Here is a 21,256-nt window from a genome sequence, read left to right as displayed (position 1 = left end):
CCTCCTTTCCAACAGCCGGGCGTTCTTCGTCGATGACACCGCCTCGGCGGAAGCCGCCAAGGGGACGCCGGCCCATGTTCCGTTCGGCTCCGGAAAGGTCAATTTCACCCCGAGTTTCCAGGAGCGGGACAATAGGACCAGCACCGGCTTCGGCCCCATGTGCCGGGCCGCCATGGTGCTGCACGAGCCCGTTCATGTCGTCGACCATCCCGCCGCCTCGATGGCCGCGAACCACGTCCACGAAAACGATGCGGCATACGCCGCCCAGCCCGCGGCCAACCAGCTCCACAACGCCCACAGCTACGCATCGTTCGGCCAGCACGTCTTCTTCGGCCGCGACACCCGGTTCGGTGCGGGGAAGCCGGCGCTGTAGCCCTGGTCCATCGAGAAAGCCGCGTGAAAGCGGATTCGCTCCCCTTTCATCGGCGCAGAGGGTGGCGTGAAAGGAGTCAACCATGCGTGCTTTATCCCATCCGCAAAAGACACCGGTGGGGATCCCCCACAAAGCGACGGCCTCCCACCAGCCGATGCCCCCCCAAAGCCGCGACGCACACTCCCTCTTCAATCTGCAGCGCACCATCGGAAACCAGGCCCTGCAGCGGCTGCTGGGGGTTGGCGGAGACGGGGAGCGGCACCCCGGGTCGATCCTGGATCCCCTTCGGCTGAACCCGGAGAACGTGGCGCCTTTGATCCGGAGCGCACCGGGCACCGCCCTCTCCAACCCCTACATGCCCTCCCGCCCCGGCTCTTCCACGCAGATCATCACCGGGGCGACGGGGGAACTCGTGGCGGATGCCTATGGCGCCGAGGCGGTTTCTGTCGGGACGCGCATCTTCGCCCCGGACGGCCTGCCCGAAGCTGTGCTGCGGCATGAGCTCGTCCATGCGGCCCAGGCCGCCCAGGAGGGGCCTCCGGCGTCTCGGGAGGTCCTTGAAATGGAGGCCTGCAAAGCAGCTCATCTGCCGATGATGCCGCCTGCGGGAGCGCTGTTTCCGCTTTCCCCCTCCCCGGGACTGCCGCTTTTTCATCCGGCCCTGCGGACCCTGCTGAGAGCGGGCCGCTGGCTGGCGAGTCGAAGCGTCAACACCTTATCCAAGCATGTGGCCCGGCACGGCCGGCGCATTGCGGGGAGAGCGGTCCATTCCATCTTCAGAAACCCGCGGGAAATCAAAAGCCTCGTGAAAAGAGCGGTTCAGGACGCTGCCCGGCTTGCCAGAAGCCAGGCAACGAAGGGTGCCGATGAGGTGCTTGAAGAGGGCGGCGTGCGAGTGATGCAGCAGGGGACCCGAACACCCGGAAAGTTTCGCACGGTGATCGAGAAAAACTTCGACAGCCCCATCGGCACCCGAGGAGAACGGATCCTGAGGGTCGTTCTCGATCAGAGCGGTCGTGTGGTTACGGCGTTTCCGGTGGATCGCTTCCTGGGGATCGGCCTGGGCGCAGTTGCCGTGGGGCTCTTTACGGCAAATACGGCCGAGGCGGCCGAGCAGTCGCGGGCGGTGATCGAGGCGCACGAGAATCGGCCGACGGACTGGGGCGAGGTCGCGTTCGAATTGGCAATCGATGTGCTCTCTCTTGGGCTGCTGGCGAGTTCGCCGGTCAATGAGGGAGAAGACCTGATGCTGGCCCTGGATCGCATCGTGGATCAAGCCACGCAGGACACGATTCGTGAAATCGAAGCGAGTGAAGGCATCGAGCTGACTCCGGAGCAGAAGCTGGCGATACGCGATCTGGTGGAGGTGGCGGTGGGGGCTCCGATGGAATTCGAGGCCATGGAGGAAGAGGCTGCTGCATCCGAACCCCGCCGTCATATTCGATCGCCGGACGGCTCCATTTTGGACACCCGGACCGGCCGGGTGACCCTGGGGCCGGGGCCGAAATTTTAGGCGGCGGACATGGAATGGCGCGCGGGCAAAGGGCCGCGAAAGAAATCGGTGATCGTTCCGGATGAGTGGGCCGTCGCCGTCCTCCACGGGCTCGAGGGGACCGCCATCGCCGTCGATCCCTACAGGGATCATGCCCTGGGCAGGGAGAACACGCGAAAGGCGGCGGCGGCATTCCGTCGGGCTGTTACCCGCAGGGTCGCTGAGGCGGAAGCGCGGGTGAAGCAGGAGCTGGGCCTCCGGGAGGTGCCCGCGTGGGCCGCGAACATGGTCAAGGCCAGGATCGCCCAAGACCCGTTGACGGCGATCTTCACCGGGCTTGTGGACCTGTGCGGACACGCCCTGACCCACGATGTCGATGTCGAGATCCTGGGGCAGTGATTCACAGCAGCCTGCCGATCGATGTCCCCAACGACGCCATCGAGCGCGTCCTGATCTCGCTGCACGGCACCGGGGGCAGTGCGGACCTCTATCTCTCCAACGGGCTGACATTATGCCGCAAAACCTCCCATCATCGAAACACGGAGGCCCCGGCCGGGTATCCGAAACGATGCGGAGGCCGGGTGACGATTCTCCCGGATCGTTGACTTTGGCGATTTGATGCATAATCTTCCGTTTGAAATTTTCCATCTCCCTTCTCAACCCACGATAAATCCATTACTTGCTGCTGTTCCGGACTCTTCCTATCATAGGAGTAACGCAATCAGAATTCAACCCATCTGTTTGAAAATGTTACGAGCAAATAAATTGTCCGGACCAGTAGCACATGATTTGTCCGGTTTAATATGTACCATGGGAGGTGCATATGAAGCCGACAGAATTGCGACAGGAGATCCGGAAAATGAGATTTGAAGAAGCCTATGATGGCTGGAGCGAAGGACGTTTAACACAAGGAGAGGCGGCGCGGTTATTAGGCGTATGTGATCGTACCTTTCGCCGGTATATCGATCGCTACCATGACAACGGGTTGGACGGTCTGATTGATTTGCGAATTACACAGGTATCTTGCCGCCGTGCACCGGTGGACGAGGTGGTGGCCTTAACCGATCGATACCGGCAACGGCAGTTGGGGTGGAACGCCAAGCATTTTTTCAGTTGGTACAAGCGAGATGGCGGAAATCGAAGCTATACGTGGGTGAAGCAGCGGCTTCAGGATGTTGGTCTGATAAAGAAAGCCCCTGGAAAAGGAAAACATCTCAAGAAGCGAGAGCCAATGCCGCTGCCCGGGATGATGATTCACCAGGACGGAAGCACCCACGAATGGGTTGCCGGACATAAATGGGATCTGATCGTAACAATGGATGATGCCACCAATGAGCATTACGAGATGGTTTTTGTCGATCAAGAAGGAACCGCTTCAAGTTTTCAAGGGGTTAAGGCTGTCATTGAGTCGCATGGTCTGTTCTGTTCCTTCTACAGCGATCGCGGCAGCCATTATTGGATCACCCCCAAGGCCGGTGGCAAAGTGGTCAAGGCCAATCCGACTCAGTTCGGTCGGGCGATGAAACAATTGGGGATCGAGATGATCGCCGCGTATTCGCCCGAAGCCCGGGGCAGAAGCGAAAGGGCGTTTGGCACGCACCAGGAAAGGCTTCCCAAGGAGCTTGCCCTGGCAGGGATCACCAAAATGGAAGGCGCCAATCGCTATTTAAAAGAGGTCTACCGACCAGGCTTTAATGAAGAGTTCAAAAGGATAGCAACGGAGAAGGGTTCAGCATTTGTTCCTTATGGGGCAGACAATTTAGATGATATTCTCTGCGAGCAGTTCGAACGTCGGGTAGGAAATGATAATTGTGTACAATTTGAGGGACTCAAGCTGCAGATACCTTCGAACCAGTATCGCATGCACTATGTCAAAGCTCGGGTTCGAGTGCATCGCTATCCGAATGGAAGTTTGGCAGTTTTTCACGGCCCGAGAAAATTGTCGGAGTACCAATGAAAAAGGAATTTTGATCGATATGAAAGTGGATATGGCAGCGTGATTGCGGTGGTTGTGACCCGCTGGAAAAACCCCTCCGGTTTTGAGGGCCTCCGGGGTTTTCCCAGCTAGTTTTGGTCAGCTCTTTAATACCATTGCAAAGCGGACAGTTTACTTGCTACAAAAGCGGACATTTCTATTTGCTGCTAACACCCATCTGTTTGAAAAGCGAGATTATTTTCCAATCAGGCACATCTTTCTGGTTTTCTCATTTTGCGAATAAAAATGTTTCGCCGCGATTAGCCAATATCGAGAAAAAGGCGAAAATCGCAGGATCCTGACCTCAATCGCATCTTAAAAATAGAGGGAAATATGAAAACCTTACAATTTACAATCATCATCAATGCCCTAAGGGAAAAGGTCTGGACTGAAATGCTGGATCCGGAAAGCTTTAAAGCCTGGACCGCGGCGTTCTCGGAAGGCTCGTATTTTGAAGGATCCTGGGATGAAGGCGAAAAAATTAGGTTTCTGACGCCTGACGGCAACGGCATGACATCCATGATCGCGGAGAACAGGCCCCATGAATTCATTTCAATCCAGCACTTGGGCTGCATCAAGGACGGCATCGAGGATACGGAAAGCCCGGAGAGCAAGTTCTGGACACCGGCGTTCGAAAATTACACCCTGAGCGAACGCGATGGTGCAACTGAAGTGAAGGTCGACATGGATGCACCGCCAGAATATGAAGAATACATGAATCAGGCATGGCCGAAGGCGCTGGCAAGATTGAAAGAAATCTGCGAGATGCCCTGAAACATCGACGCGCCGATGCCTTTCGACGAGCATCACAGAGCGGCCGGAGAACGCTCATCCGGCGTACATCGTGCTTGAAGGCAAGGTCGCTTTGCGGGACTTACAAGATGGGCTTCGCCCGGGAGGCCGCAGACCGGGTCATCTTCATGTAAGTCGTTGAAATCGTAGAGGAGACCGAGCCGGAGACCCTTTTCAACAGGCATGGAACGAATCCACTTCGGATCAATCAACCCCAGGAGGAACCCATCATGAACACATCGTTCAAGTATACCCGGTTATCGAAGAATGACGCAGCCTGTCTGCTTGTGGACCACCAGTCCGGCCTGATCTCGCTGGTGCAGGATTTTTCTCCAGGCGAATTCAAGAACAACGTGCTGGCTCTGGCCGCCAGTGCAAAGTATTTCAAGCTGCCCACGATACTCACCACCAGCTTTGAGAACGGCCCCAACGGACCGCTGGTGCCGGAGCTGAAGGAGATGTTCTCCGATGCACCCTGCATCGCGCGTCCCGGCGACATCAATGCCTGGGACAATGAGGATTTCACTGCTGCGGTGAAAAAGACCGGGCGCAGGCAGCTCATCATTGCCGGCGTCGTCACCGAGGTCTGTGTAGCGTTTCCGGCGCTTTCCGCCGTTGAGGCGGGCTACGACGTGTTCGTGGTCACCGACGCCTCGGGCACCTTTAACGAGGTGACGCGTCATGCGGCGTGGGCACGAATGGCGGCTGCCGGCATCCAGTTGATGAACTGGTTCGGTGTGGCCTGTGAACTGCACCGCGACTGGCGCAATGACATCGAAGGACTGGGTGCGCTCTTTTCCAATTACATCCCGAACTATCGGAACCTGATTACCAGCTACCTTGCCAAGAAATAAGTGCCGGCCGAAATGGCCTTGCGGACAAGCGGCTGGACCCCCTGACACGCCATCGGCGGCGACGCCGCCATACCGGGTCGGCTTGGCCCACCTCACAAAGGAGCATATCTATGGATAATCATATTGTATCTACCCTGCGGGAATCTTTTCGCGGACGGCTCATCAGCTCTGATGACGCCGACTATGATGCCGTCCGTGCGCTATACAACGGCATGATCGACAAGCGGCCGCGCCTGATTGCGCGCTGTGTGGACGTCGCCGATGTCATTGCCGCGGTCAACTTCGGCCGCGACCAGGGGATGACGATCGCCGTGCGAGGCGGCGGCCACAGCGGCCCTGGCCTTGGCAGCTGCGATGACGGGCTGATGATCGACCTCTCGATGATGAAGAGCGTGCACGTAAACCCTAAGAGCCGAACCGTCCGAGTTGATCCCGGCTGCACATCAGGGGATGTCGACCATGCCACTCATGCCTTCGGACTGGCCGTGCCCTTTGGCATCGTCTCGACCACCGGCGTCGCAGGACTCACCCTTGGCGGAGGCACGGGGTACCTCACTCGCAAGTACGGTCTGACGATCGACAACCTGATCGAGGCGGACGTCGTTCTGGCCGACGGCAGCCTTGTCACGGCCGGCGAGGGCGATCATCCCGACCTCTTCTGGGCGCTGAGGGGAGGTGGCGGCAATTTTGGCGTAGTCACGAGCTTTCTCTTCCAGGCGCATCCGGTGGACAGGGTCTATGCGGGGCCGATTTTCTGGGAGGCGGACCACGCCAAAACGGTGATGCGCGCCTATCGCGACTTCCTGCCCACCGCACCCGAGGAACTGGGCGCCTTTGTCGGCCTCAAGACGGTGCCCTCGATGGACCCGTTTCCAAAAGAATATTGGGGCAGGCGCGCCTGTGTCGTGATCTCCTGTTACAGCGGCGCCCCGTCGGAAGGAGAAACAGTCATTGCGGGGTTGCTCAAGCCTCTTCCGCCGCCCATGTTCAACTGGATGGATGTGATGCCTTTTACCGCGATCCAGTCCTTGTTTGATCCGCTCCTGCCCAAAGGGCTCCAGTGGTACTGGAAGGGCGACTTTGTCAAATCGCTGCCCGACGAGGCCATCGACATGCACATCGCCCAGGCCGCGAAGGCACCCAGTGAGTTGTCCCTCATGCACCTCTACCCCATCGACGGCGCCGTTCGGCGCGTGCCCAAAGCGTCAACCGCATGGAGCACGCGGGACGCCACCTGGTCCATGGTCATCGCCGGGATCGATGCCGACCCGAGGCAGGCCGAAGCGCTGAAGGCGTGGGGGCGCGCCTACTGGAAGGCCGTCCACCCTTTCAATCTGGAGGGAGGGTATGTCAACTTTATGATGGCGGACGAGGTCCAGGGGCGCGTCCAGGCAGCCTACGGCGACAACTACAAGCGCCTCGCGTCCGTGAAAGCGAAGTACGATCCAGACAACCTGTTTCGGGTCAACCAGAATATTCTGCCGGTCGCATCTTGATGTGGCGGAAGCCCTCGCCGACTTCTGAATTTGGAAGCTGACGACAAACAATTTTCCGGAGGTTAAGGGATATGAAAAAAACAATACATCTCATTTCGATTCTAGCAGCCGGCCTTCTATCGTTGCTGATGGCGGGCTGCCCCAAGACGCCGCCCCCCGTGCAGGGCAAACTCGACCACTTCAAAATATATCTGATCAAGGAGATCGAGATAGAACGAGATCCGTCGTTAATGGGGCAGTTCGACCGCAAGCCTGATCGCGTCACGCTGGACAAAATCGTCTGGTTCGCGAACCCCGTCAGCAAGAACAAGATGAAGATCATTGATGAGAATGCACACTTCCTCGGGTATTCCTTTCTGCAGGAACAACCGAGGCGGGAGGTCGAATTCTCCAATCAGTTCGGCCAAAAACAGCAAGTGACCATCTAGGACGCCGCGATCTTGCTGCTTCCAGTCGAAAAGTTCAGAGACCATTCAGGCTTTCCCGAGAGCCTCGATCACTTCAAGTGTTACGTCGTTCAGGGTCCGAAGGGCTTTAAGCTGAAGCCGCCGATAACCCTCTCCGATCAGTTCGACAAGCAACGCGGACGCATAGAGACCATCACGGAACTGAGCCCCGCATTCTTCTGCGTTCCGGTCGACAAGAACGACACCAAAAGGAAGAATCCGGATGAGCACCTGGCACTCTACGACATTACGCCCCATGATGTACTGACCCCGCCCATCCCCGCCACGGTGCGCGGGCAGTTCGGAACCGTGCCCCTCATCGCGACAGAGAGCATTCTTCTCGCCGTTCCCACAGAGAAGAAACGGTGGAAGGAGGTCAGCGGCCCGGGGGATTAGCGCGGCGGTTATCAAAATACCTGTCACACGCCGATATACAAACGTGGACTTGCGTTTCATTGGTTGGCCGGGGACGCCAATCTGAAAGAAGCCATCCGTTGCGACTTCTCCTGCGACCGCCCCTGCGCTAAATCCGCATCAGGCTTCCCCGAATATTTCTTTAGACTCCCGGATAATGATTTGGGCAAGGCAGGGCGAGGAAGACGTATGGGCAATACCTGCCATGCCGGCGACGAGCGATATTGCTGCCGAAATCTTTATCGGGAAGTCCATGCAATCCGCCTAAAGGAGGAATGACATGTCGCTGCGTATCGCTACCTTCAATCTCGAAAACCTCGACGACGGCGCAGGGTTGGAGCCCACCCTTGCCGATCGCATACAGATAATGCGCCCCCAACTCGAACGGATTGCGGCAGACATCCTCTGTCTTCAGGAAATCAACAGCCAGGGCCCGGAAGGATTCAGGACCATGTCCGCTCTCGATCAGCTGCTGAGCGGCACCGCTTATGCCGGGTTTGACCGGCAGACCACGCTCACGACTTCCGGTCAGTTCTATGATGAGCGAAATATCGTAACCCTTTCGCGCTTCCCTGTCGTCAGCACCCGGAATATCCGCCACAGCGACAGCCCTCGGCCGAGCTATCAGATGGCCACTGCGAACCCGCCCGACGACGCTGCGAATCCTGTGGTGTGGGAGAGACCCCTGCTTTACACGCAGATTGACATTGGACCCGGCCTTACGCTTCATCTGATCAACCTGCATCTCAAATCGAAGCTCGCCTCCAGTATTCCGGGTCAGAAAATCGACAGCTTCATGTGGCGGACCGTTTCGGCCTGGGCCGAAGGGAGCTTCATTTCATCTATGAAGCGCTTAGGGCAGGCGCTTCAGGCGAGATTGCTGATTGACGAAATTTTCGAAACGCACGGGCTTGGATCGCTCATCGCGATGGCCGGGGATTTCAATGCCCAGGTCGACGAGGTGCCCCTCAAGGCCGTCTGCGGTCCCGTCGAAGAGACCGGCAATCCGGCCCATGCCGCCCGCATGATGGTTCCCTGCGAAAACAATATCCCCGATTCGACGCGGTATTCCCTGTTTCATCTTGGAAAAGGCCAGATGCTTGATCACATCATCGTTTCAAGGCCGCTCCTCAGGTACCTCCGCGGCGCGGAGATTCACAACGAGGCCCTACCGGATGAATCCGGAGCCTTCAGGCAGGACACTAAATTTCCGGAGTCAGATCACGCTCCGGTTGTAGCCGAGTTCGATCTCGATTAATTCGCTGATTTCTGATCCATTGTTAGAACAGACGCGGGCTGATGCCAAGACCGCTGTTCTATCCTCAGCCTTCACCCGTTTGTAGGGTTGGTTCCGGGAGGTGGTGCGGTCCCTTCACCGGACTCCATTTCCCCCGTTCGCCCTCAGGCGGAACCGCTATCCCACAATCACCGCCGGAAGAGGTGTTTCATGGAAAATCAACGAATGGATGCGCTGCAAAGAAGCGATAAAGCGCCGCGGAAAATAAAAATCAGCTCTAACAACCATTTTCCTTCACATGCGAACACTTATCGCGATCGGAATTTTTCAGGCTTGCGCGGACGTTCTTCGATGGATGAGATCCTCTCGACAACCGATACTGTGCTCTCTCTTCAAAAAACTGTCGGCAATCATGCGGTGGCGGAAATGATCCAGACAAAACTGAAGATTCATCCGCCTGGAGACAAATATGAGCGGGAGGCGGATCGAATTGCAGATCAGGTCATGCGCGGGGGTGAGCCTTTAACCTTCCAAAATACGCCTTTGACGCGAAAACAGGATCAACCCGATGAAATAGGAAATCAAACAGCGAAAAATTCAGACGGCACCCCTTCAATTGCTCCGGATATGGAATCAAAAATAAATTCGTTGAGGGGGCATGGAAAACCGTTCGACAAAACCGCCAGAAATTTTTATGAAAAACGATTTGGACAAGACTTCGGAGATGTAAGAATCCACGACGATATTCAGGCGGCGGAGCTGAACAAAAATCTCAATGCCAGGGCATTCACGTATGGAAATCATATCGCATTGGGAGCCGGCGAATTCACGCGGAATTCCGAGTCCGGCAATCGGCTCATGGCCCATGAATTGACACATGTCATTCAGCAAAGACGACCACCGTGCGAAACCATCACCCCGTCGTTGATGCGGCAGGAAAAAAATCTTTCCGTTCAAAGACAGTCCCAATGCCCTACGGGTTCATGTCATGTTCATGTCGAATATTACCGGTCTGTTTTTGGGGACAAGGAGGAAGAGGAGGCAGCTGAACCTTATCCCGCCCCCGGCATCCAAGAGCGGTTATGGAACAGCCCCAGAGAAAGGGAGATCCTGCTGGAATGGCTTCAATCAGGAGTTCAGGAACAGGAAAGTCCGAACAGGCTTTCCGGACAACATATCAGAAGCGATGTCGCCCGGGAGTACCAGAAACATCGGGCGGAGTTTGAATCCAAACCGAACCGAAACGTCAAAGTGATCCGGTTTGAGGTTCCTGAAAATGAGAACGATCCGGATTGGTCAAAACTCAAGGCCTCGGAGGTATCGGCGAATCAGAAACAACTGACTTTCAAGGAGTTGAGTCTCTTGCCGGAAATAAAGATATTTCATAGAACCGTCGACCGAAAAACGTTCGTTGATTATATTGAAGCTCAAAACGCAGACGACTCGGTTTTTGGGATTATTGTACAGCTTCCGGTGCCGGCCCACCTGCAGGGTGATGTGAAAAGAATCTCCCCGAAAAAAGACCTTGATGCGTTGAGCCTTGAGAAAGAACGGAAATTTAGTGTCCCTGCGACGTCTGAAGGGGTTGTGCGGGTGGTGCTGCCGTTTGTTCAATCGGGTCAGACCGTGGCCGTTATCGGCGGAAAGGGGTTTGTCGGCAGCGGCGTGATCAAACTCTTGAAAGAGAAAGGCGTTGTCGTTGGGGTTTTTGATGAAGGAGACGACTTGAAACAGGTGAAGGCATATGACATCGTTGTTTCGGCGGTGGGCAAACCTCGGATCGTGAAGAGCGCGTATCTGAAGCCGGAGCACATTCTGGTCGTGGACACCGGCTTCATCCCTGAAACCGAAGCCGGCGGAAAGCTCAAGGTAATAGGGGATGTTGAGGAGGCCGCACAAGAGATCCCCCGGCATATCACCCCTGTTCCGGGGGGGACGGGTCCGGTGGAGATGGCGGCATTGATGGAGCGCGCGGCAAGACTGTTGGGCATAAAGGTCAAAACATGGCGCGTTGAGCTTCGCGACGGCAAGCTGAGGGCGGTATTCAGTGAGTGAACGCTGTAAAACGCGGCAAACCGGGAAACCGTCCGGCACCTCGGGGAGTACCTTATCAAACGCATAACCCAACGGCTCTAATGACATCATAATCACCATGACAACTATGCTGAAGGAAAACCCCGTGAAGATTATCAGGCGTGTCGAGGGAGATGTGGAACACATCAAGAGCATTCTGCATTGGCACCACAAAAACGGCGGTGAGGCGCACTGCCTTGTCCGCATCTTCAAGTGGATCACACCCCCCAAGGCGATCGCCGTGATATCTGAAATCGAAAGCAATCCCATCGGCCTGGAAATTTCGGACGATGTCGAAGGTATGGCGGAAGCTCTCTCACGTTCATTCGGTACTGATATCTCATCCCGCATGGAAGGTATGGTGTGGGTCGTCCATCATGGCAGGTTTTCTTTCTTCGAAGTGCTCCATCAGGAAACCTTCACCAGGGTCGATTTGAAATGGAGGGGCCGGTCCGCCGAAAGTTCTTTATCGGACTGGCATTTGCTGGAGGCTTCAGAGATCCGATCGATACTTGACGGCATCGATTTGGAGCCGGTCCACGCCGTGCTCGCGGAATTGGGCTGGGCCTGACGCCTTAATGGCGGTCCCAACCCCCACCGGCCACTGTACGCCCAAACCTGATGATGCGGGCGGGTGTGAAATATTGTTGTTGACTTCACCGGTTTTGTGCATAAAATTTTAGCTAAAATCGCTTTGATCCTTTTCTAACCCACTCGACAAATTATCATCCGCAACCAACCCTGTTGAACAGCTTCAGGGTCGTTACCTGAGATCCAGGGATCACGGGCGCTCTTATTGCCTGATCAAGCTGACACTGAATCGGATCACCTTCGTATCAGGAAAAGGGCTGCTGTTCCATCAGACGCATCTTTCTTGCCTTTAGAATCAAAAACAACAGACCAAGGAAAGAAAAATGAGAAAGTACATACCATCAGCCAGACTGCGGATTATTGCCGCCGCTTTCATAGTGTCATCATTGGTTTTCGGCGCTGCCGGGGCTGCCTTTGCGAATAGTGAAATACAGGCCTGTATTGACACCGCAAAGCGCGGCCTGCTGGATGTGCCGGATGATCGGTCGAAACGCTTTTTAGGCAAGGTGGAGGAAGATACCGCCCGGTGTCGCGGGGGCGAAAAAGCGGTGAAGTATCGCAGCACCCCGTGGGTGGACTGGCAGAATTATTACGCGACGGGGGACGTTGGCAGCAGGAGCGAAGGGCCTGAAGCCATTACCAAAATCGGGGAACGCCTCCGGCCCAACGGCCGCGGCATCGACGGTGCCCTGCTCGACCTTGAGTATCAGCGCATTGAACTGATCAAATTCAACCTCTTCGATCAAAACACCTACGATGAATACGTCAAGGGCAGAGACGGCCGGCCGGGACCGACCCTGAAACACTGGGATGAGATGCGCCTGCCGCCCGGCCATGAGAATTATCAAGACGTGGGAGCCGACGGGAAACAGCTCTGCAAAGGCGGATTGATCACCCACCGAACCCTGACCGGCGTCTGCAATGATCTGATCAACCCCCTGATGGGGTCGACGGGGATGCCCTTCGGGCGGAATATGCAGTTCGAAGCGACGTTTCCGCGGCTGGGCCTTACCGAGTTGACCCGAAACCGACACGGCGGCCGAATCGATCTGCTGAAACCGGACCCCCAGCTTATCAGCCGAAGGTTGTTCACCCGGGAACAGCCCGAGGGAAACCGGTGCAACGCAGGGATGGGGGACGGCGATTTTTCGCCGGATGCCGACTGCGATTATCTCAAGGCGCCCTTTTTCAATGTGCTGGCCGCGTTCTGGATTCAATTCATGACCCACGACTGGTTTTCGCATACCGATGAAGGCCGCAACGCGCCGGAGCTTCAGCCCGTCGGCTGCACCTCGGAGGAGGCCCGAACCCTGGGATGTCGCGAGGGAGATCGCCGCGAACCATCGCTGTATGCCGAAACAGGACCGCCCGAATCCTTCGAGGACGGAGGCCAAACCTACCCGAAACGGTCGCCCCAAACGACCCGCAACCTCGTTACCGCGTGGTGGGACGCCTCACAGCTCTACGGTCATGATGATCGTTCGCTGAAGCGGGTGCGGCGGGACCCCGACGACCCCGCAAAGCTCCTTCTCCAGAACAGTTACCTGCCCCTGATGCCGGCCTGTGCGGGCTATTCGGGAGACTGTCCGGTGCAGCCCCAGTGGCAGGGCCAGGAGGCCGCTGGCTTTCCGGACAACTGGAACATCGGCATGAGCTTTTACCACAACCTGTTCACGCGCGAACACAACTATATCGTCGATAAATTCCGTGAACAGCAGAAGCAGACCCCCGATGCCGATTCGGGACTCCGTAACCCGGACGATCCGAAAAGAGTCATCGCCTACAAGGATGTCGATGACGAACGCCTGTACCAGGTCGCCCGACTGGTGGTGGCCGCTGAAATCGCAAAAATCCACACCATCGAGTGGACCACCCAGCTGCTCTACAACGAGCCGTTATATGCCGCCATGAACGCCAACTGGTTCGGTCTTTTCAACCAGAACGAGGATCGTGTCTCGAAGATACTGCGGCGCATCCTGCAGAAGGATGAAAACTTTCTCAGCCGCATTTCTTCAACGGTGGCCGGCTGGTTCTCGGATTCGTGGGACCCCAAAAAGGCCAACGCCCTCTACTCGGTTCTCGCATCCGGCGCAGGCATCTTCGGTCTCGGCAGCCAGAAAACCGAAGACATGCTCTGGTGGAGACATGACGGCTGGGATCTGGCCGAACTCGAGGCGGATGTCAACGGCGGCATCAACCATTTTGGGTCGCCCTTCAACTTCCCGGAGGAGTTCACGTCCGTCTACCGTCTCCATGCCCTGGTGCCCGACCTGATCGAATTTCGGGAAAAGGAAACCCCCAACAGCATCAGCTTAAAGATCCCCGTGTTCGATACCGTGAGGGGCCGGGCAACCGACCACATGCACAGCCGCGGCATCGACAATTGGGCGCTCAGCATGGGGCGTCAGCGCCTGGGCCTGCTGCACCTGAGAAACCTGCCGCTGTTTCTGCAAAACCTGCCGATGCCGCATCTCAATTCTGAAACCGGGAAACTCGACATCGTGGCCCTCGACCTGATCCGGGACCGTGAACGCGGCATCCCCCGGTTCAACGAATTCCGCCGCCAGATCGGCCTGAAGACCCTGACCAGCTTCGATGACTTTGTTGACCAGCGCCTGGACCGGGACAGCACCTGGCGGCAGCACCAGGAGGAGACGGTGCGGCGCATGCGCGAAATCTACGGCACCCACACCTGTGACGCCGGCAAGATCATCTCCAAGGTACAGCGCAATGCAGACGGCACCTTCATCAACGATTGCCTGGGGCATCCGGACGGCTCGGTGGTGGACAACATCGAGGACGTCGACAATATCGTGGGGTGGCTGGCCGAATACACGCGCCCCCATGGCTTTGCCATCTCCGAAACCCAGTTCCATATCTTTATCATCAATGCGTCGCGCAGGCTGTTCAGCGACCGCTTCTTCACCTCCAGTTTCCGCCCGGAGTTTTATTCGAGACTCGGGTATGACTGGGTTCAGAACAATGGATTGCTCGCTGAATGCCCCTACCCGGTGACGAACCAGACCGATGGAAGCAAAGCCTGCCTGGAACCGGAGAAGATCAACGGACACACCATGGCGGTCTCGCCGCTCAAGCGCCTGCTGTTACGGAATGTCCCGGAGCTCAAGGACGAAATCCTGCACGTCAGGAATGCCTTTGATCCCTGGGCGCGGGACCGGGGGGAGTACTACAGCCTTGCCTGGAAACCGAGGCCCGGCGCGGAGTCGGATCCTGCATTTTCAACCCCCTGACCCGGATGGGAACCATGAATATCAAACAGAGCAAACCACCATGGCAGGGTTCGCCTCAGGGCCTGTTCGCGCTTGCCGCAATGATCGTATCGGGTCGCGGGGGCCATGGCGGCGGTGCGACCATCGATCAGATCGTTGACGAGATGAACCGGCGGGTGGCGGCGATCATGCTGGCCGAAGCGAAAAACGATATTGTCCCCCGGTTCAACCAACCCAAAACCGTGGCCTGCGTCAGGGCGGAATTCCGGGTGCACGAGGATATCCCCGGTGAACTGAAGCAGGGTCTGTTCTCCCAGCCTTCAACCTATCCGGCCATGCTGCGATTTGCCAACGCCACGAAGATGGACGACTCGAAAAGAGACATCCGGGGCCTGTCGATCAAGGTATCGAACGTGAAAGGGCCGGTGCTCCGGGGAGCCCCCGGTATCCAGGATTTCATTTTGAACAGTTACCCCGCGCTGTTTGTCGCCACCCCCGAGGACTTTTTATCGTTCATCCGCGCACGGCAAGAGGACAAAAAGCTCCGCTTCTTTTTGAATCCCCCAGACCCGCACCTGAAATCGCTCTGGATTGTCATCAGGGCAAGCAAAAAGCACCTGAGTCCGCTGGATATCCGCTATTGGAGCACGGTCCCCTTCCGTCTGGGCGAAACCGGCAACCAGGTTGTCAAATACGCCGTGACGCCGTGCTCTGGCTATAAAACCACGCGGGCGGTCGATGCGGGCGAAAACCAGTTGCGCGCCGCGATCAAGGCCCACCTGAAGCAGGGCCCCGCCCGGTTTCATTTTGGCGTGCAGCGGCAGGCAGACCCAAAAACCATGCCCATCGAGGACGCCTCGGTGATCTGGGATGAAAAAGCCTCACCCTTCCAGACGGTTGCCACCATCACGATTGAAGACCAGGCGTTTGACAGTCCCGAATCCCTGGCAGCCTGCGAGCGCAGCAGCTTCAATCCCTGGCAATGCCTGGCGGCCCACGCGCCCCTGGGAAGGATGAACGAGGTCCGGCGGCGGGTTTACGAGCATGCCGCCAGACTGCGGAACAAGGAGTAACCCCTATGAAAAATAAGATGATCAACGCATGGCTCGGCAAGTCCCGAGCGGAACTGGATGACATCTATCGCAGCGCCGCCCCCGGCGAGATCCCCGCAGGAGATACCCAGGGCACCGCAATCCTGGCAGGCTCGAAATATGCGAAAACCGTGGCTGCGGCTGCGCGCATCCTGGCCTGGCAGGGCAAGGTCTTTGACCTCTTTTCATCGGACCGCCAGTCGGGCATCCTGGTCAACAAGATCACCCCCTTGGGCGTGAGATGCATTATCGCCAAGGTGTATCGCGGCAAAAGCTGGCTCGACGGGAAAGAGACCATCGTCATCGATTATTCCAAAACATCTCTGGCCGCCAGGTTGATCCGGGACGAGATCCGTGAGATCGAACCGGGGGTGTACCTCGGCAAGGTCTGGTGGAAAAAAAAGCGTGTCCTGGATTTCGCACTGACACGAAACGCCCATTAACTTCAGTGTCGAGGTGACCCCATGACGCCTCAATCCCCTTTCCTGATGATCGCCCCCGTCCGTGACGGGCAGATGGACACCCTGCGCGCCCTGCTGATGTCGATGAACAAAACCGTCGGCCACGCCGATCCGGAGAATTCCCTGGTGCCCTTCGGCCGCTTCGATCGCCTGCACGTGGCCCGGTTTGTGATCTTGGAGGCAAAAACCACGGAGGAGATCCAGGCACACGGGGTGGCGCCCTACCCGTGGCGGCCGTGCCTGGCCTTTCTGGGCGATTGCGACGGCGACAGGGAATCATTCCTGGCGGAGCTCGCGATGCATGCCGGTCCCGGTCTGACAGAAATATTTTCCTGTTGTGAAGGCTTCTCCGGGCAGGAGAATGATCTGCTGCCATGGATGCAGGCGTGCCCGGTCCGGCCCCAGGCCAATTACATCAACTGGATTGGTCGCACCGTAACTCAGGTGCGTGAGGAAGCGGCCCTGCACCGGAGCCTGTCTCTATATTTGCAGGAAATCATCGATAACGTCGACAGGAAAAACACGCGCGCCCTGCGTCAGAAGCTCCTCTCCCATGTGGAACTGGAAAAGCATGCGGGCCGCCTCACCCTGACGCCGCCGGCGCCGACACCCGCCTGCTGGAAAATCCGGAACATGCTGCACAAGATCGGCATACCGCTGATCCTGCTCATCCTGTCGCCGCTCTTCGTCGCTGCGGCGCCCTTTTTTGTCTGGCGACTTCGAATGCTGGAACGCGCTGACCCCGACATTGTCATCCGGCCGGATCGGCAGCATGTGCGGGAGCTGTCCACGCTGGAAGATCAGGATGTCAGCAACCAGTTCAATGTGTTCGGCGACGTAAAACCGGGCTTTTTCCGCCTGTTCACCCTCAGGTTTTTACTCCTCCTGGTCGACTATTCCGCCAGGCATGTCTACCAGCGCGGCTATCTTACCCGTATCAGAACCATTCACTTTGCCCGATGGGTTCTCATGGACAACAACCGACGGGTGTTTTTTGCCAGCAATTATGACGGCAGCCATGAGAGCTATATGGACGATTTCATCAACAAGGTTGCCTGGGGACTGAATCTTGTCTTCAGCAACGGCGTGGGCTATCCGCCCACAAGATGGCTGGTCAAAGACGGTGCAACACAGGAGCAGAAATACAAATACACGCTGAGACGGCATCAATTGCCCTCGGCGGTATGGTACAAGGCCTACCCGGGCATGACGGCCTATGATCTGTCGCGAAACAGCCGTATTCGGGAAGGCGTCGAGGTCCGCCCGTCGAGCGACGCGGAGATCCGCGAATGGCTGAGCCTGATCTGAGAAGGAGATGGATGATGAGACATTCAACAGACTTTGAATTCGACGACCTCCAGGCGCTCTTCCGTTTCGGCCACGGCAAATTGACCGACACCTGCTTCATGCTGCTGGATATCGCGGATGCGGACGCCGCCAAAGCGTGGCTGGGCAAGGCCCCGATCAGCAGCGCAACCGCCCTGGACCCGCCGCCCGAAACAGCCCTGCAGATCGCCTTTTCGTCGGCCGGTTTGCGCGTGCTGGGACTCCGGGAATCCATCCTTGAAGGCTTTTCCGATGAGTTCATCACCGGCATGGCCGGGGATGAAGGCCGATCCCGCCGTCTGGGCGACGTTGGGGCCAATGCGCCGGAGCACTGGGACTGGGGCGGGGACCCCGGGCGGATCCCCCACGTGCTGCTCCTGCTCTATGCCGTGAAAGGAGGCGTCGAGGCCTGGAGAAACACCATTGAAGCGCCGCCGTTCTCCAGTGCCTTCTGGCTGCTCAAGGTCCTGCCGACCCGGGATATCGGTGCCATCGAGCCCTTCGGGTTCGCCGACGGCATCAGCCAGCCGAAACTCGACTGGAGGGTTCGGCAGGGTCCGGACATCCATGAACGCGACCGCTATTCCAACCGGCTGGCGCCGGGTGAATTCGTGCTCGGCTATCCCAATGAATACGGGCAATACACCCCAAGGCCCCTGATTGATCCACGGCAGGACCCGCCCGCCCTGGGGCTGCCCGATGCCGCAGACGCTTCATCCCTCAAGGATTTCGGGCGCAACGGGTCCTACCTGGTCATCCGTCAGCTCCATCAGGACGTGCCCGGCTTCTGGCAGTTTGTCGACAAGGCGGCCGGCGCCGTCCCGGAAGCACGCGAACAGCTTGCCGCCGGCATGGTGGGGCGGCAGCGCGACGGTTCGCCGCTGGTGCCGCCGGCCGACGAAAAAATCCCCGGCATTCCCGTCGAGGACCGCAACAACCATTTTACCTACGAAGGCGACCCGGCCGGGCATCGATGCCCGGTCGGCGCGCATATCCGCCGGGCCAACCCGCGCACCGGCGATTTCCCTGCCGGCGTGACCGGCATCTTCAGCCGTTTGATCCAAATGTTCGGCTTCGGGCAGCGCCGTCAGGATGAGGACCTGATCGCATCCGCCCGTTTCCATCGCCTGCTGCGGCGCGGCCGCACCTATGGCCCGGTTCTCCCGCCGGAGGATGCGGTCAAGCCCGATGCGCCGGCCGACGAGCGCGGCCTGCAGTTTATCGTCCTAGTGGCGAATATTTCCCGGCAATTTGAATTTGTCCAGAATGCCTGGTTGATGAGCAGCACCTTCGGCGGCGTGCAGGGGGAACAGGATCCGCTCCTGGGCAATCGAGAGCCGTTGAGGAACGGGGACGCGACGGAGCATTTCAATCGTCCCGACCCCGCAGGCCCCCTGCGGAAGAGCTGCCGCCTGCCGCAATTTGTCACGGTCCGCGGCGGCGGGTATTTTTTCATGCCCGGTCTGCGTGCGCTGCGATACATCGCGGCATCAACCATGGCAGAAAGGGATGGCACGGTATGACCATCAAGACCCGAATACTCAAATTTATTCACCATATGCTTCTGGAACTGCTGCACATCGAGCGCCGCCTCGAGCCGTGGTTCCGCCCCCGGTGGAACCGGGCTTTTCGCGAACCCGGCGCCAGGATTATCCAGTATTTTATCAACCGGCAGCGCAAGGATGAGGCCCTGGATCTGGCCGAGGAGAGGATCGCCCCGGATGAAAAGGAAAGCCTGGATCAGATCATCGATCTCATGGCCGACCAGATGCGGGGGCATTTCAAACCCGGCGCCTATGAACGCGGCGGGAACACCAAAACCCACGGCATCGTGCGTGCGACGGTGACCGTCCGGGACGACCTGCCGGAACATTGCCGCAGGGGCATCTTCGCCTCCCCGCGCAGCTACCCGGCCTATGTGCGCTACTCCGGCCCCGGCCCGGATGTGCCGGCCGATATCCGCGATGTCGGCTTTGCCAGCATGGCGGTCAAGGTCATGGGTGTCCCCGGCGACAAGCTCATGGACGAGGAAAAATTCACCCAGGATTTCATCACCATCTGCACCCCGACCTTTGTGACGCCCAACATCCGGGAAAATGCCAAGCTGCAGTACTGGAGCCTGGTGGATATGCCGGTCTACTATTTCCTGAACCCAAAGGATCCGCACCTCCTCGATTTCTTCATGCAGAGCCTGTGGAATGAAACCCAGTACAACCCGCTGGGGCAGCGCTACTGGAGCTGCGTCCCCTACCTCATGGGCGAAGGCCAGGCCATGATCTATTCCTTCGTACCGAAAACAGCCGTCGATACCAGGGTGCCGGGGCTCCCCTTCGGCTCCCCTTCCTTCAATTACCTGCGGGAAAACATGATCAAAACCCTGAGCAAAAAGGACGTGGAATTCGATCTCATGATCCAGATTCAGACGGACCCGCATCTCATGCCGATCGAAAACGCCGCGGTGCGCTGGCCGGAAACCCTGTCGCCGTTTATTCCGGCGGCGACGGTGCATATCCCGAGGCAGAAATTTGATTCCGACGCTCAGTTTGAATTCGCCAAACGGCTCAAGATGAACCCTTGGCACTGCCTCCCGGAACACCGCCCCCTGGGCAACCAGAATCGCGCCCGCCTCAGGATGTATTATGAACTCTCCAGATTTCGCCAGGAAATGAATCAGACGACCCATCTCGAACCGACAGGGGATGAGGTGTTCGGTTAGCAGTCTGAATTCAAATAGATCTGAATTTCAATAGAAAGGATTCTGTCATGCCATTCAAATCCTCAATCCTTGCCGGCAGCCCGCGACTGGATCAAGCCGCCGCGGGCGGACCGGCGGTAAAGCCGGCCCCGCCGCCCGATGATCCGAATGCGGTCAGGCGTATCCAGAAGGCCCTGGTGGCGCTGGGATTCCCCCTGCCCCTCTCCTTTCCCAACGGACCGAACCAGGACCCGGACGGGAAGTACGGTCAGGAGACCTTCACCGCCGTGATCGCCTTTCAGCGGAAGGCCTTTCCAAAGGACCCGACCCAGTGGGACGGCCGGGTGGGCAAGAATACGCTCGCCAAGATGGATGAACTGCTGCCGGCCGGAGCGGCGCCGCCGGTCGTCCCGCCGGCAACCATGTCCGCGCTTGCGGAAAAGGACAAGGCCACGTCCATCCAGTGGGCACAGGCGGCCGTCCGGAATCTGACGGCGGCCCGCCAGACGCTGCAGTCGCTGTCAGGCGGCTCGACCATCCCGGGGCTGCCGCCGATCCTGCCCCCTGCCTTCCGGCTGACCTTCGACGCCCTGGAGGCCCATTTCCATATCAGCACGGCCGCCGTATCGCAGATCGCTTTTATCGACGCCGTCATCGCCATTTACCAGAAGGTGCTCACCCTCCTTTCCAACAGCCGGGCGTTCTTCGTC

The 21,256-nt window shown here is 58.0% G+C and carries 20 protein-coding genes; all 20 read left to right on the top strand.

Annotation, left to right across the window (positions count from 1 at the left end):
• Window positions 1-373, top strand: a 373-nt coding sequence (locus ACEW8N_RS07100) for a hypothetical protein (protein WP_373499104.1), incomplete at its 5' end; no start/stop codon positions are given.
• An 82-nt stretch (window positions 374-455) separates the two neighbouring features.
• Window positions 456-1,886: a hypothetical protein gene (locus tag ACEW8N_RS07095; protein ID WP_373499103.1), complete on the top strand. Its 1,431-nt coding sequence runs from the start codon at window positions 456-458 to the stop codon at window positions 1,884-1,886.
• 9 nt (window positions 1,887-1,895) lie between these two features.
• Window positions 1,896-2,264 (top strand): hypothetical protein, encoded by a 369-nt coding sequence (locus ACEW8N_RS07090; RefSeq protein ID WP_373499102.1) that lies wholly within the window; start codon window positions 1,896-1,898, stop codon window positions 2,262-2,264.
• On the top strand, window positions 2,261-2,470 hold the full coding sequence (locus ACEW8N_RS07085; protein WP_373499101.1) for a hypothetical protein: 210 nt from the start codon (window positions 2,261-2,263) through the stop codon (window positions 2,468-2,470). Before ACEW8N_RS07090 ends, ACEW8N_RS07085 begins: the two co-directional genes overlap by 4 nt.
• A gap of 218 nt (window positions 2,471-2,688) precedes the next feature.
• Entirely contained in the window at window positions 2,689-3,822 is a 1,134-nt protein-coding gene (locus ACEW8N_RS07080) for an ISNCY family transposase (RefSeq protein WP_373499100.1), read from the top strand.
• A 351-nt stretch (window positions 3,823-4,173) separates the two neighbouring features.
• A complete protein-coding gene (locus ACEW8N_RS07075; RefSeq protein ID WP_373499099.1) occupies window positions 4,174-4,614 on the top strand; it encodes an SRPBCC domain-containing protein in 441 nt (146 codons plus the stop codon).
• A gap of 248 nt (window positions 4,615-4,862) precedes the next feature.
• On the top strand, window positions 4,863-5,486 hold the full coding sequence (gene ycaC / locus ACEW8N_RS07070; RefSeq protein WP_373499098.1) for an isochorismate family cysteine hydrolase YcaC: 624 nt from the start codon (window positions 4,863-4,865) through the stop codon (window positions 5,484-5,486).
• Window positions 5,487-5,596: 110 nt separating this feature from the next.
• The gene (locus ACEW8N_RS07065; RefSeq protein ID WP_373499097.1) at window positions 5,597-6,982 is read left to right on the top strand and encodes an FAD-binding oxidoreductase; all 1,386 of its coding nucleotides are present in this window, start codon (window positions 5,597-5,599) and stop codon (window positions 6,980-6,982) included.
• A gap of 71 nt (window positions 6,983-7,053) precedes the next feature.
• Entirely contained in the window at window positions 7,054-7,410 is a 357-nt protein-coding gene (locus ACEW8N_RS07060; RefSeq protein ID WP_373499096.1) for a hypothetical protein, read from the top strand.
• Between the two features lie 12 nt (window positions 7,411-7,422).
• A complete protein-coding gene (locus ACEW8N_RS07055; RefSeq protein WP_373499095.1) occupies window positions 7,423-7,824 on the top strand; it encodes a hypothetical protein in 402 nt (133 codons plus the stop codon).
• Between the two features lie 298 nt (window positions 7,825-8,122).
• Window positions 8,123-9,100: an endonuclease/exonuclease/phosphatase family protein gene (locus tag ACEW8N_RS07050; RefSeq protein WP_373499094.1), complete on the top strand. Its 978-nt coding sequence runs from the start codon at window positions 8,123-8,125 to the stop codon at window positions 9,098-9,100.
• 189 nt (window positions 9,101-9,289) lie between these two features.
• The gene (locus tag ACEW8N_RS07045; protein WP_373499093.1) at window positions 9,290-11,134 is read left to right on the top strand and encodes a DUF4157 domain-containing protein; all 1,845 of its coding nucleotides are present in this window, start codon (window positions 9,290-9,292) and stop codon (window positions 11,132-11,134) included.
• Window positions 11,135-11,258: 124 nt separating this feature from the next.
• Entirely contained in the window at window positions 11,259-11,723 is a 465-nt protein-coding gene (locus tag ACEW8N_RS07040) for a hypothetical protein (protein WP_373499092.1), read from the top strand.
• A gap of 568 nt (window positions 11,724-12,291) precedes the next feature.
• The gene (locus ACEW8N_RS07035; protein ID WP_373499091.1) at window positions 12,292-14,994 is read left to right on the top strand and encodes a peroxidase family protein; all 2,703 of its coding nucleotides are present in this window, start codon (window positions 12,292-12,294) and stop codon (window positions 14,992-14,994) included.
• Window positions 14,995-15,008: 14 nt separating this feature from the next.
• Entirely contained in the window at window positions 15,009-16,046 is a 1,038-nt protein-coding gene (locus tag ACEW8N_RS07030) for a catalase family protein (RefSeq protein WP_373499090.1), read from the top strand.
• A 5-nt stretch (window positions 16,047-16,051) separates the two neighbouring features.
• The gene (locus ACEW8N_RS07025) at window positions 16,052-16,507 is read left to right on the top strand and encodes a hypothetical protein (RefSeq protein ID WP_373499089.1); all 456 of its coding nucleotides are present in this window, start codon (window positions 16,052-16,054) and stop codon (window positions 16,505-16,507) included.
• A 21-nt stretch (window positions 16,508-16,528) separates the two neighbouring features.
• Window positions 16,529-17,833 carry a hypothetical protein gene (locus ACEW8N_RS07020; protein WP_373499088.1) on the top strand — a complete coding sequence of 435 codons (1,305 nt, stop codon included), beginning with the start codon at window positions 16,529-16,531 and terminating at the stop codon, window positions 17,831-17,833.
• 11 nt (window positions 17,834-17,844) lie between these two features.
• Window positions 17,845-19,374 carry a Dyp-type peroxidase gene (locus tag ACEW8N_RS07015; RefSeq protein ID WP_373499087.1) on the top strand — a complete coding sequence of 510 codons (1,530 nt, stop codon included), beginning with the start codon at window positions 17,845-17,847 and terminating at the stop codon, window positions 19,372-19,374.
• Window positions 19,371-20,567 (top strand): catalase family protein, encoded by a 1,197-nt coding sequence (locus tag ACEW8N_RS07010; protein WP_373499086.1) that lies wholly within the window; start codon window positions 19,371-19,373, stop codon window positions 20,565-20,567. The genes ACEW8N_RS07015 and ACEW8N_RS07010 overlap by 4 nt, the downstream gene beginning before the upstream one ends.
• 47 nt (window positions 20,568-20,614) lie before the next feature.
• Window positions 20,615-21,256, top strand: a 642-nt coding sequence (locus ACEW8N_RS07005) for a peptidoglycan-binding protein (protein WP_373499085.1), incomplete at its 3' end; no start/stop codon positions are given.

It is taken from the genome of Desulfococcus sp. (assembly GCF_041737845.1).
Taxonomy (GTDB): Bacteria; Desulfobacterota; Desulfobacteria; order Desulfobacterales; family Desulfococcaceae; genus Desulfococcus.
The sequence above is the reverse complement of the archived record's forward strand: the minus strand, read 5'-3'. Positions and strand labels throughout refer to the sequence as shown.

Coding starts and splice junctions, on each gene's coding strand:
- ACEW8N_RS07045 (WP_373499093.1), top strand. CDS start 9,290: ATGGAAAATCAACGAATGGATGCGCTGCAAAGAAGCGATAAAGCGCCG.
- ACEW8N_RS07080 (WP_373499100.1), top strand. CDS start 2,689: ATGAAGCCGACAGAATTGCGACAGGAGATCCGGAAAATGAGATTTGAA.
- ycaC (WP_373499098.1), top strand. CDS start 4,863: ATGAACACATCGTTCAAGTATACCCGGTTATCGAAGAATGACGCAGCC.
- ACEW8N_RS07050 (WP_373499094.1), top strand. CDS start 8,123: ATGTCGCTGCGTATCGCTACCTTCAATCTCGAAAACCTCGACGACGGC.
- ACEW8N_RS07010 (WP_373499086.1), top strand. CDS start 19,371: ATGACCATCAAGACCCGAATACTCAAATTTATTCACCATATGCTTCTG.
- ACEW8N_RS07015 (WP_373499087.1), top strand. CDS start 17,845: ATGATGAGACATTCAACAGACTTTGAATTCGACGACCTCCAGGCGCTC.
- ACEW8N_RS07075 (WP_373499099.1), top strand. CDS start 4,174: ATGAAAACCTTACAATTTACAATCATCATCAATGCCCTAAGGGAAAAG.
- ACEW8N_RS07020 (WP_373499088.1), top strand. CDS start 16,529: ATGACGCCTCAATCCCCTTTCCTGATGATCGCCCCCGTCCGTGACGGG.
- ACEW8N_RS07065 (WP_373499097.1), top strand. CDS start 5,597: ATGGATAATCATATTGTATCTACCCTGCGGGAATCTTTTCGCGGACGG.
- ACEW8N_RS07060 (WP_373499096.1), top strand. CDS start 7,054: ATGAAAAAAACAATACATCTCATTTCGATTCTAGCAGCCGGCCTTCTA.
- ACEW8N_RS07090 (WP_373499102.1), top strand. CDS start 1,896: ATGGAATGGCGCGCGGGCAAAGGGCCGCGAAAGAAATCGGTGATCGTT.
- ACEW8N_RS07095 (WP_373499103.1), top strand. CDS start 456: ATGCGTGCTTTATCCCATCCGCAAAAGACACCGGTGGGGATCCCCCAC.
- ACEW8N_RS07025 (WP_373499089.1), top strand. CDS start 16,052: ATGAAAAATAAGATGATCAACGCATGGCTCGGCAAGTCCCGAGCGGAA.
- ACEW8N_RS07030 (WP_373499090.1), top strand. CDS start 15,009: ATGAATATCAAACAGAGCAAACCACCATGGCAGGGTTCGCCTCAGGGC.